Raw genomic sequence first — 11,245 nt, forward strand, 5'->3', positions numbered from 1 at the left:
CCATTGCGGATCAACGATGACATGACACGTGCCGCACGCGGCTTCGCCTCCGCAATCGGCGTCGATTCCGGGCACCGCGTTGTTGACGGCGATCCGCATGAGTGACTGCCCCTCCTCCAAGGGCACCTCGTGCTCCTCGCCGTCGTGGGAGACAAAGGTTACAACTGCCATAGTGAACTCCTGATACGTAGTATTTGACGTCCTTTGGCCCGTTGAGTTTTCCGTTGGTCAGCGCAGGCTCAGTGGCCTTCTTGTCACGCTTCTTTCCCTGGGCTCAGACGGCCGCGGCGGGCGCCTCGTGCGTCCGTCTCTACGTGGGTCGGCGCGCCTCTTCTCGGTGGAGTGGCCGTCCTCGACGCCACTGTGACGTCGGCCACGTTCGTGACCCAGTCTGGAACGCCCGACCCACTTTGTCAACGAATATTCCCTAGTGAATCTCGTTCACGGGCCGGGGGGGCCTCGACCCGGTAGCATCCGGGAGGTGACCGAGTCGGCAAGCGCGCCCCCGCGGCGCAGCCCCCGGATGGTTAAGCGCCGCGCGCAGAACTGCGAGCGCATCCTCGACGCCGCCGAGCGGGCGTTCGTCTCCGGGCAGCGCAACGTCCGGATGGAGCAGATCGCCGAGGACTCGGACATGTCAGTGGGCGCGCTCTACAAGTACTTCGGCAGCAAGGACGGCATCCTGCTCGCCCTCGCCGACCGCGCGCTGACCCGGTTCAGCACCTACCTCGACGAGGCCCTCCGTCCCGAGTACTCGCCCCTCGAGCAGGTCATCGCCGCCAGCGACGTGTACCTGCGGTTCTACCTGGACCACCGCGGGTCGTTCCGCTTCCTCGCCTTCGACGGCCACGGTTCCGGCCTCTCCGCCAGCGCCCACGAGCTGAGCCAACAAGTCGGCGACCGCCTCGACGAGATCCTCGGCCGGTTCCAAGCACACCTCGAAAGCGCCATCGCCACGGGCGAGGCCTCGCCCGACTACCCGCCGAAAGAAACCGCGCTCTTCCTCTGGGGCGCATGGAACGGCGTCGTCTCCCTGACCCTGCGCAATGACCGCATGGCACTCACCGACGATCAACTCGCCGCCACCCTCGACGTCGGCCGCCGCCTCGTCAACGAGGGACTCGCCCACCCCAGCTTCCGCATCCGCGGCCACTCGCGCGCCCGCGTCATGGACCCCACCAAGAACTGGTAAGCGCGCACCCACGGCCCCACCCGACAGCCCGCTCACGAGCGACCACCACTCACTGGCCACACGACCGCCAGTCACGTACCTGGGCTCCCACATCCCGGTGTCGCTGTGGGAACGAGGAATCACCGGGATTACCGTGGCCCCGCCGGCGGGCAACACCGCCCTGGCCGCCGTCTTGGATACCTACAACCTGACCGCCGATAGCCGGCGCTCCCCTCCCTCTGGGCAGAATCGCCTTCGGGTCGTCGCCTGGGCCCTGGGCGCCGACGACCCGCCGCAGCGCCCGCTCGCCGGCGATATCCGGGCGAGCACTATCCCGCCGGACGCCACAGGCGGGTAACATAGGTAACGGAAAACGTTTCCGGTTACTCGTTACCGATCGGAGGGGAGATGGCTATGTCGACGTCGGAGAAGATCGCCAGGGCCTATGGGGTGCTCGTCGCGCGAGGGGACAAGGTCACCGTGCGCAGCGTGCAGCGTGAAGCGGGGGTGCGCATCGGTGAGGTGGCCGCGTGGATGCGTGAACACGCCACCGGCGCTGCTGGGGACGTGCCCGAGGCTCCGGATCTGTCGGAGGCGATGTCGGCGATGGTGCAGTCGGTGTGGGCCGCGGCGTGGAAGCGGGCCGCGGAGCAGGCGGACGAGGCGACCGCCGTGGCGCTGGATGCAGCCCGCACTGGCGAAGCAGACGCCCTGGCCGCCGCCGAGCAGGCCGCCACGCAGAGAGATGACGCCGTCGCGGCCTGCGATCGCGCCGCTGGCGAGGTCGAAGGGTTGCGCGCGGAGCTGGCGCAGCTGCGCGGGCAGCTTGACGCGGCCCTTCGGGACGCGCAGGACGCGCGCGCCGAGGCCGAGCAGGCCGACCGGGCCCGGGTCCGCGCCGAGGCGACCTCGGACACTCTGCGTGAAGTGCTGGACTCACTACGCGATAACACTCGCGAGGCCGGCCCGGCCGGCACACCGTCGACCGCAACTGAACGCCCCGACGAGCGCCCCTGAGAACTGAGTGTCAGAGGTGGCAGCCACACCCCAAGGGCACGACGATCATTCGGGGACGCCGAGCTCGGCGGACCGACTCGAGTCGTAGGTAGGCGGCGTCCACGGCGCCCGCGGCCTGAGGGAGAAGGTGGCACGCAATGTGGGATCTTGGCACGGCGACGTTGGCGGTCGCGGTGGTGGCGGGCGGTGCCCTCGTGCTTCCTCCGACCGCGCGAGGTGTGGGCGGGATGTGCGCGATCATCGGCTTGCTCGGGGTGATGCAGGGGGCGAACGTGGGCGCCGACTCCTCGCGGCGCTGGGGACGCTGGCCTGGTTTATCGGGCACTGGTCGTTCGCGGTCCGCAATGATGCGCGGTACCGGTCACGGTTGGCGCGCGTGGTGATCGACCAGACGCCGCCCGCGGTGGACGCTGCCGCAGTTCTGGGAACTGCGAAAGCGCAAGACGCGCGAGTGACTGAACGCTGACACATCTCTTCCGACCGGAACGAGAAAAGGCCCCGCGGTGTGGCGGGGCCTTTGTTGTGGGTAAGCGTACGTCAGATCAGAACAGCGAAGGTGTATCCAGGGGTGCGGTATTGCCGGATGCGGCGCTGTAGGCGATGGGGTCCCAGCCACCAGAGACTGCGTTGCGGACGGCCAGGGAGCGGGCGTGGCGGTCTTGCCGTCTGAGGGAGGTTCGGATAATTCCGGTGCGTCCGCAGGCGACGGCGTAGTTCAGGTTCGCCGCCTGTGTGGACGGGATCAGGTGATCGGGATCAACGCGCACGCATAGTGGCTCGTTGCAGCGGTGTTCGGCGACGACGCCGGCCAGGTCGATGCCGTCGAGTAGAAGCGCGAACCGGTGCGCTGATTCGGTGCGGCTCACGCCGCCTTCGCGCCAGCTCAAGCGTCCGTACCCATCAACACCGGAGACGGCCCCCGTGAACAGCCAATGTCCGTCGCCGGGGGCTCGTACGACCTTGGCCCAGAACGCGGCGATTGCCTCCGGAGTGGGGGGCAGTGTCGCGCTGTAGGGGCGCGAGTTAGCCGACGGCCCAGACGAGGTGGACCGTGGTTCCAGGTCCAGTCCCGGCAGGGGAACGTCCCCACACCACGGCCCACCGCGGGGATCAGTGGTTGCTGGCACCGTTGCTGTCCGAACTGTCTACAGCCGTGCCCGTCTCAGCGTCTTCGCTCGCACTCCCGGTGCTCTCTGACTCAGACTCGCCGCTGGCTTCGTCGTTGTCGTCCTCGGAGTTTTTTGCGCTGCGGATCGCTGCACCGACGTCGCGGGCAGACAGGCCGGTCATCTCGGCTAGGTCGGACTGGGGGACGCCGAGGCCCCGGAGCTCGATGAGCGCGCCGCCGAGGGTGGCTTCTGCTTCCTCGCGGGCGTCGATCGCGGAGAACACGGCAATAAGCTTGGACTCGCGCTTGCGCGCTCGCTCCAACTCGACGGCCATTGCTTGGCGGGCGCGGGCCCGTGCGGTCTGTGAACGGGAGTCTGTCTTCGCGAGGCCCATACGCTCGACCCTATTGGTCGCCGCTCTCCCCCGCAGTCGCCCACGCTCTGGCTGCCCACGCTCTGGCTGCGGCTGCCCGCCGCAGCTTCCGCACCGCCCCGGCCAGTCGCCCTCCGTGCGTCCGCCACAAAACCCGACTCGCTCTCGCTCCTCTGAACAGTCTTACACAGTAGGCATTACTAATGACGCCTGGAAAACCGCTGGTCACCGACCCGGCCAGCCGCGCCGATAGACGCGCCCAGACGCCCCCGCCTAGACTGGCGTTCATGATGAGCCTGCGGGCGGTGCACGCCGGGACTGGATACCAGTACTTGCTGCGCTCCGTGGCCACCCACGACGCCGACCCGCAAGGGCAAAGCCTGTCGGACTACTACGCCGCCAAGGGCACCCCACCGGGCCGCTGGATCGGCTCCGGACTGACCGGGCTGGCATCCGAGAACGCCATCTCGGGATCGGTCGTCACCGAAGCACAGATGGCCGCACTGTACGGCGAAGGCCTGCACCCGGACACCGACGACCTCATGGAATCAGGGACGCCACTGTCGGCCTGCAAACTGGGCCGCTCCTACTCCCTGTACGCCTCCGGCGTGCCGGTCCTGGCGGCGATCGACGCCGCTGAGAAGGCGTTCGTCTCTGGCGAAGGCAGGCGCCCCACCACGGATGAGAAGGGCCAGATCGCCGAGAGTGTCGGACGCGGTTTCTACACCGAGCAGTTCGGCTACGACCACGCCTCCGGGCGCGACGTCATCGCCTGGGTCAACCGCGAACGAGACAAGGTCCGCCAGGCCGTGGCCGGGTTCGACTTCACCTTCTCCCCGGTCAAAAGTGTCAGCGTCTGGTGGGCAATGGCCGACGAGCACACCGCCTCCCACATCGCGGCGCTGCACCACGAAGCAGTCGCCGAAGCACTCACCTGGGCCGAGAACAATGCGGTGTACACGCGGGTGGGAACCAACGGCATCGAGCAGGTCTCCACCGGCGGGATCGTGGCCAGTGAGTTCACCCATTTCGACACCCGCGGCGGGGACCCGGACCTGCACTCGCACGTATTGATCGCCAACAAAGTGCAAGGCCCCGACGGGCGGTGGCGCACCCTGGACTCACGCGCAATCCACCAGATGCACCAGGCGATCTCCGCCCGCTACGACGCCGTCCTGCACGACCTCATCACCCGCCGAATGGGCGCGCGATTTGTGGCCCACTACCCGCACCGAGACAAGGCGCCCATCTGGGAAGTCGCCGGTATTGACCGCCGCCTGATCGACGCGTTCTCCTCCCGCCGGACCCTGGCCCGTCCGGTCTACGACCGACTGGTCACCGAGTACGTCCAGGCCAATGGTCGCCAACCCTCGCAGCGGGCCGCGTACGCCCTGTGGCAGAAAGCCATCCTCGACACACGCGATGCAAAGAAGCCCGCACAGTCCCTCGATGAGCACCGGCAGACCTGGCACAAGGTGGCCGCCGAGCGCATTGGCCAGGACGCCCTTGCGGCCATGCTCTCCGGCGTCCGAGGTGCCGGCGCAGAGCAGGACCGACCCCTGTACTCAGGCAGCGAACACGCCACCGACGTGGCAACCAAAGCTGTACGCGCGGTGACCTCCCAGCGGGCGCAGTTCCGCCAGTCGCACGTGGACACGGCAGTGTCGACCGTCCTGAAGGGATACCGGTTTGCCTCCGCCGGCGACCTGGAGCAAGCCCACAGCCAGGTCATGGAAGAGGCGATGGGAGCGCACGTCGTGGCCCTGACACCGCCGGAAATGCTGGACCTACCGGAGGCACTGACGGGTGAGTCCGGGGCCGGGGTGGACCGTCACGCCAACTCCCGCAAATACACCACCGCCGCGGTCCTTGAAGCCGAGACACTGACCCTCGAGGCGGCCACCACACCGGTTGCGGTGTTCGCCTCAGGCGCCGACATTGAGCAGGCCCTGGCCCGCCACGAACTCGAGCACGGGTGGGCGCTCAACGCCGGGCAGGCCGCGATGGCGCGTCACCTTCTCACCTCCGGCACGCTCGTTGCCGCCGGAGTTGGCCCAGCCGGTACCGGCAAGACCGCGAGCATGAAACTCCTCGCCCAAACCTGGCAGGACAGCGGGCGAGGTGTCATCGGATTGGCGCCCTCGGCAGCGGCGGCATCCATCCTTTCCGATGAGATCGGTGCGACCTCCCACACCATCGATTCGGTGACCTTCACCTGGCGCGGACTACACCCCAACCAACCGGAGAAGACCCTGTCGGCACTGCCGATCAAGATCGCCCCCGGCGACATGCTCCTGGTCGATGAGGCCGGAATGTCGAGCACCGAAAACCTGGCCGCACTGACAGAGATCGCCGCTGAATCGGGAGCTGTTGTTCGGCTCATCGGTGACCCCAAGCAGCTCGCAGCCGTCGAAACCGGCGGACTGTTCGGAGAGGTCGCGCGCACCCCAGGAACGCCCGAGCTGCGCGAGGTCATGCGCATGGGCAGCGACACCGAACAAGCCGCCGCCACACTCTCCCTACGCGAGGGAAACCCCGACGCCCTGGCCCTGTACTCCCAGCGGGGATGGATCACCGGCGGCACCCGCGAGCAGATGCTCACCGAGGCAGTGGAGGCCTACCTCACCGACACAGGTGCCGGCCGAAACTCGTTGATCATCGCCTCGAGGAACACCGACGTCGACACCCTCAACGAGATCATCCGCTCAGGCCGCATCACCGCCGGGATCGTCGACGCATCCTGCGAAACCCGAGTCGCTAGAGGCGACACCATCGGCGTCGGGGACACCGTCATCGCCCGCAAGAACGCCAAGCTCTACACCGAAGACCGCAAGTACCTGGGCCGGGTCATCAACGGGCAACTGTTCACCGTCACCGGCCTCACAGGCGACGGCTCGGTGGCCGTGCAAGATATCAACACCGACGAGCAGATGCTCGTACCCGGCAGCTACGCGCAAGACAACATCCACCTGGGTTACGCCTCCACCATCCACCGAGCCCAGGGCGCCACCGTGGAGACCACCCACGCCGTGGTGGACACCTCCGTCGACCGGGCCGGCCTCTATGTCGCCATGACCCGAGGCAAGCAAGAGAACCGCGCCTACGCCGTCTGCGAGCCCGTCGTTGATTTCGTGGCGGAAGATGCCCACATGCACTCGGCTGGCGACCGGGACGCACCTACCGCCTCGGAAGTTCTGGCGACCATTCTGCGGCGCGACACCCACCAAGCCTCGGCCACTGCGGCCCTGCGCGAAGAGATGGACCACGCCACCGACCCGGCGCGTCTGGAAGCGCTGTATCGGCACGGCGTCGACCTGGCCGCCGACGCCTTCACCAGCGCCACTTTGGCCGAATACACCGACGCTCTCCCCCGTCTCTACAGTCGCCAGCTCGAGGCAGATCCCGACCAATACGCGGCGATCGCCCAAGCCTGGACCGACGCGGCAAAAGCCGGCCGCGACCCACGCGAACACTGGACGCAGGCCACAGCGAACCTCGAAACCGCGGACTCCCCCGGTGCCGTCATCGCCCACCGCTTGCGTCACGTGACCGCCGCCGGTCAAGACCGAAGCGCTCTGCCCACTCCCCCACCGGCAACCGCTACTGGCGATGCCGAACTCGCGGCCTGGCTCACCGCCACCCACGACGAACTGACGACCTCGCCCGACGAGGACACCGCCCAGGCGCCCTCGGTGGACGTGGACGACTTCACTGCCTCCTACCTCGACCACCGGGCCGCAGAGGAAGAAAGCGGCCCGGACACCCACTCGACGACCGGATCGCCCTGGGGACCTACGACCGACTCCTCTCCCGACCTCTGGTGACTTGTCCGCTTCGAGCAGGCGGTCAACTGGAGGTGTTAGGCGGCAGTGGCGGCCCATTGATGGGGCGCGGCCAGCACGTCCGCCGCAGGCAGCGCAGCGCGGGCCGCGGCCACCAGTTCCCACCAACTACCGGGGTCTGGCTCGCGGTGGCGATCTTGCGCGGCCATTGCTGCCCCCCAGGTGGTTGCCTCCACCGGCGGCCCGGTCGCGGTGGCCCCGTAGGCCAGGGCGATATCGACGGGGTGGACCTGCTCGGCTTCGGCCGGGCTGGGGAAGCTCCCCCATTCGGCAAGCGCGTCGGAGTCTTCTGCCTGGTAGCGGGTGGTGAACCACCACACGAATACCGCCGATTGGAGGCGGTACAGGCGGACCCGATCGGCGTGGGCCCCTGTCACCCCTGCGGCGGCGGCGGCCCGGGTTAGGCGGGAGCGCCCCTGGTAGGCGCGCCCGCTGGCGGTGCATAGACCGAGGGACTGCAGGGCACGGAGTTTGCTGCGCACGGTGGCCGCGCACACGCCCAAGCGTGTCGCCAGCTCCCCCACCGATACTCGCCCGGTCCGGAGCAGGTCCCACACCCGCATCCCCAGGACACCCAGAGGGCGGGCGTGCCAGATGTCGGCGCGAGCGCATTCCAGTTCCTCATGAAGTTGCTGCGCTAGGACTGGAGTAAATACTGCGCCACTTCCTGTCTCCCCGCCCCCGCGGGTAGCCACCCGCCAGGTCGCGGCCCACGGGCCAACTGCTCGCTGCGTGCGGCGGATCCAGCCCCGGTCGGCGAGATCGGTAAGCCGGTCAGCGACGGTGTCCCTGACCAGGCCGGCGGCCAGAGCCCAGTCACGCTCAGAGAAGTGGACCTCCTCGGAGGCTGCCGAGAGGACGCGTGCGGCCAGGGCGAGCAGGACGAGTCGGCTCTGCGCTCCGGTTTTGCCCTGCCACTGCTCGGGCTGGGCCTCCATGCGCGCGATCAGATCGGCGACGGTGCGCTCGGCGGTGCGGCGGGCCGGGCTGGCGGTGCACGAGGTGCGGGTGGCGTGGCTGGCGGCAGTGACGGCCTTGGCCCACTGACGAGCCAGCTCCTGTTCGGTGTCCAGCCGGGGGGTACGGCCGCCTGCGGTGCGGCGGGTGCGCAGGAATTCCAGACCGGGCCAGTTCTCGGTGAAGGCGGCTCTGGCGAGGTCGCGGTACTGCATGCGGGCGTGTGCGCACGCGAGCACGATCGACCAACCGATCGCGGAGGCATCCCCGCTGCTGGTGACGGGGGTTGAGCAGAGGGCGCGGATCTTGGCGGGCAGTGGGCGGCGTGGTCCGGCCAGATGCGGATGGCCTTCGACATCGACATGCACGGGCAGGGTGGCAACCGTCGGGTTCGCCGCGGCGGCCGGATGAGGGTGGGCGCCGAGCTGCTCGACAGCCCGCTTGAGAGCACGCAGCGATGCGGGATGAATGTCGGTGTCGCCCAGGGGTACCGAGGTTCCGCCGGAGCGGTGGGGTGAGCCCGGGGCGCGGACACAACCGGTGCGCGGGTTCGCCAGTGGGCCGCGGTCAAGTGAGGGCCACGCGGCGGCGAATGCGTCCACTACTGGCGCTAGTCGGGTCGGTGAGATCGCGGTGCTCAGGCGGATCCAGACGTGATATCCCCCGCCGGGTCCAGATGAGCACACCAGATGTTCGATCCCCGCGGCGGTGAGAGCGGATGTGCAGGCGGCGAGGTCGGCAGTGGCGGTTGAGCCGGCGTGATGGGCGTCGAAGTCCAGAGCAAGCAGGCGGAAACGGCCGGCTTCGTCTGTCAGATGCAGCGCGTACGGCACATCTGGGCCGGGGGCGCCGTCGGTGAAGCGCCGAGTTGTCGAGAAGGTGTGGGCTTTGCGCGGGTCGACCCGCACATACGGGCGCGGACTCCACACACACGCCACCGACTCCCACCACGTGTTGACCTGATGGGATGCAGTTTTGCTGGTATCAGAACAAGACACGCCGTCCGGATCGACTGGACCGTCCGGAAGGTATGACCTACCCTGAGAGGTGCTTGGAAGCACAGCTCTCCTAATTGGTGAGCAACCCGAGTTTGAGCGGCAACTCGAACTCTTGACTTTCGATCCCGGCCCACTCGCCAGTGAGCCGGGATCAGTCATTTCATGGGCTGCATGATTTTTAGTTTTCAGTCACACAGCTGATCTACCTCACGCTGGAATCGCCTCCTGGTCGTCAAAATGCGACACGGCTTTGGGCATGCCGAGGTGTGCCGCAGCGACTTCGGCTACGTACTGGTTCATAGAGATGCCGCGCGCCTTGGCTTCACGCCGAAGTGCGTCGTAAACATCCGAAGGTACGCGGACTGTCATGCGTGTCCGCTCCCCCAAGGCTGGCCTGCCAGGCCCAGAACGTGTGGTCGCCATGACGTCAAAACTGACATGGCTGACGTCAGAAATGTGTGCGACACGCTCACGACGTCACAAATGGCGGTAACAAGTGTGGCGCGGAGGCCGCTGTTTCAGCCGATCGTGGAACTCGGCCCTGAGTCATGCTCGCTTGCAACTAGTGTTTGGCGTCCTTTTGAGCTGGCATGAGTGAGTCGACGAGCACCAGCTCCATCAGGTCGATTCCATCGAGCACCGGAATGACCTGCCGCGCTGATTTCGGACAGCGGAGTTGATGGTTTCTCTACGCTGCCGTCGCCGGCTGGATGTCAGCGTAGTGCACCTCGTTCGGCCGCTTGTAGCCGAGCGCTGAATGGCGCCGTCGGGTGTTGTAGAACCCCTCGATGTAGCTGATGACGTCGCGTCTGGCCTGCCTCTTCGTGGCGTAAACGGTGCGGTAGACGCGTTCGTTCTTCAATGCTGAGAAGAACGACTCGGCCATCGCGTTATCCCAGCACACGCCCGTTCGTCCCATCGAGGAACGCATCCCCAGATTCTTGACCAAGCGCCGGTAGTCGCCCGAGGTGTAGACGCTTCCGCGGTCGGAATGGAAGATCGCCCGCGGCTCGATCACCGTCGTCGCAGCGGCGTTCTTCAGCGCCGTCTCGACCAGCTCGGTGCGCATGTGATCGGCGATCGACCAGCCCACCACTTTCTTGGAATAGCAGTCGATCACGGTCGCCAGATAGACGAACCCCTGCCAGGTGTGGATGTACGTAATGTCACCGACAAACTTGACCCCGGCACGATCGGCGGTGAAGTCGCGTTCCACCAGGTCAGGCATGTCGGCCGCCGCGTCGGCATCGGCTTCGGTGGTCACCCGAAATGGTCTCGGTTGGCAGGCAACGAGGCCTTCAGAGCGCATGATCTGCCGCACCAACTCCGGGGAGCACTCAGTGCCCTCATCGGCCAGGTCAGCGTGGATCCGCCGATACCCGTACGTGGCGTCGGTGGCGGTGAAGAAGTGCTTCACCCTGGCCGTCAGCGCCTGTCTGCGGGCCGCTGTCGCCGAGGTCGGGCGCGAGAGCCAGTTGTAGAACCCAGAGGTCGAGACGGCCAACCAGGCGCACATCTTGTAGAGCGGATTGGTCTCGGACGGGTCGTTCTTGCAGGAGTCGATGTACTCGTATCGGCTCACGGTCGCTGCTCCCGCGCGAAGTAAGCCGCCTTAGACTCAAACCGTCAACGCAACACCAAGCAATCTATGGTGGAGGTGGACGATGGCTAAGATTGGCCGGCCCGGACTGCCGCCGGAGGAACGGCAGCGGGTCTGGGATATGTGGAAGGCGGGGTCGTCGATCAGTGAGATCTCGCGATCGGTCGACTCGCCGCCG

8 protein-coding genes and 1 pseudogene are annotated in these 11,245 nt (G+C 67.2%); 3 read left to right on the forward strand and 6 right to left on the reverse strand.

All coding sequences use genetic code 11. The annotated features are described in order from the left end of the window. Positions 1-171 (reverse strand): 2Fe-2S iron-sulfur cluster-binding protein (locus tag Q2K20_RS17800; protein WP_156776256.1); only part of this gene is annotated, 171 nt, incomplete at its 3' end. A gap of 310 nt (positions 172-481) precedes the next feature. On the opposite strand from Q2K20_RS17800, the gene Q2K20_RS17805 reads away from it, so the two are divergent. Continuing rightward, entirely contained in the window at positions 482-1,192 is a 711-nt protein-coding gene (locus Q2K20_RS17805) for a TetR/AcrR family transcriptional regulator (protein WP_146776291.1), read from the forward strand. A 387-nt stretch (positions 1,193-1,579) separates the two neighbouring features. Further along, a complete protein-coding gene (locus Q2K20_RS17810; protein WP_241261435.1) occupies positions 1,580-2,188 on the forward strand; it encodes a hypothetical protein in 609 nt (202 codons plus the stop codon). A gap of 542 nt (positions 2,189-2,730) precedes the next feature. Here the strand turns inward: Q2K20_RS17810 and Q2K20_RS17815 are convergent. Together Q2K20_RS17815 and Q2K20_RS17820 are read right to left on the reverse strand one after the other, a co-directional pair. Beyond that, positions 2,731-3,054: a hypothetical protein gene (locus Q2K20_RS17815; RefSeq protein WP_228549012.1), complete on the reverse strand. Its 324-nt coding sequence runs from the start codon at positions 3,052-3,054 to the stop codon at positions 2,731-2,733. Positions 3,055-3,298: 244 nt separating this feature from the next. After that, a complete protein-coding gene (locus Q2K20_RS17820) occupies positions 3,299-3,691 on the reverse strand; it encodes a hypothetical protein (RefSeq protein ID WP_181694353.1) in 393 nt (130 codons plus the stop codon). 266 nt (positions 3,692-3,957) lie between these two features. On the opposite strand from Q2K20_RS17820, the gene mobF reads away from it, so the two are divergent. Next, positions 3,958-7,494: a MobF family relaxase gene (gene mobF, locus Q2K20_RS17825; protein ID WP_241504588.1), complete on the forward strand. Its 3,537-nt coding sequence runs from the start codon at positions 3,958-3,960 to the stop codon at positions 7,492-7,494. Between the two features lie 35 nt (positions 7,495-7,529). Here the strand turns inward: mobF and Q2K20_RS17830 are convergent, their stop codons facing one another. From Q2K20_RS17830 to Q2K20_RS17840, 3 genes and pseudogenes are all read right to left on the reverse strand, one after another. Continuing rightward, positions 7,530-9,377 carry a hypothetical protein gene (locus Q2K20_RS17830; RefSeq protein WP_269529630.1) on the reverse strand — a complete coding sequence of 616 codons (1,848 nt, stop codon included), beginning with the start codon at positions 9,375-9,377 and terminating at the stop codon, positions 7,530-7,532. A 297-nt stretch (positions 9,378-9,674) separates the two neighbouring features. Next, positions 9,675-9,836, reverse strand: a complete 162-nt coding sequence (locus Q2K20_RS17835) for a toxin-antitoxin system HicB family antitoxin (RefSeq protein WP_119192862.1) — start codon at positions 9,834-9,836, stop codon at positions 9,675-9,677. A 319-nt stretch (positions 9,837-10,155) separates the two neighbouring features. After that, positions 10,156-11,079 (reverse strand): annotated as a pseudogene (locus Q2K20_RS17840) (IS3 family transposase); the annotation flags it as partial. Positions 11,080-11,245: the final 166 nt, after the last annotated feature.

This window comes from Dietzia sp. IN118, assembly GCF_032905965.1.
GTDB lineage: Bacteria > Actinomycetota > Actinomycetes > Mycobacteriales > Mycobacteriaceae > Dietzia > Dietzia kunjamensis.

Excerpts from the sequence above, each read along its gene's own strand:
- Q2K20_RS17810 (WP_241261435.1), top strand. The coding sequence starts at position 1,580 with ATGGCTATGTCGACGTCGGAGAAGATCGCCAGGGCCTATGGGGTGCTC.
- Q2K20_RS17820 (WP_181694353.1), bottom strand. The coding sequence starts at position 3,691 with ATGGGCCTCGCGAAGACAGACTCCCGTTCACAGACCGCACGGGCCCGC.
- mobF (WP_241504588.1), top strand. The coding sequence starts at position 3,958 with ATGATGAGCCTGCGGGCGGTGCACGCCGGGACTGGATACCAGTACTTG.
- Q2K20_RS17835 (WP_119192862.1), bottom strand. The coding sequence starts at position 9,836 with ATGACAGTCCGCGTACCTTCGGATGTTTACGACGCACTTCGGCGTGAA.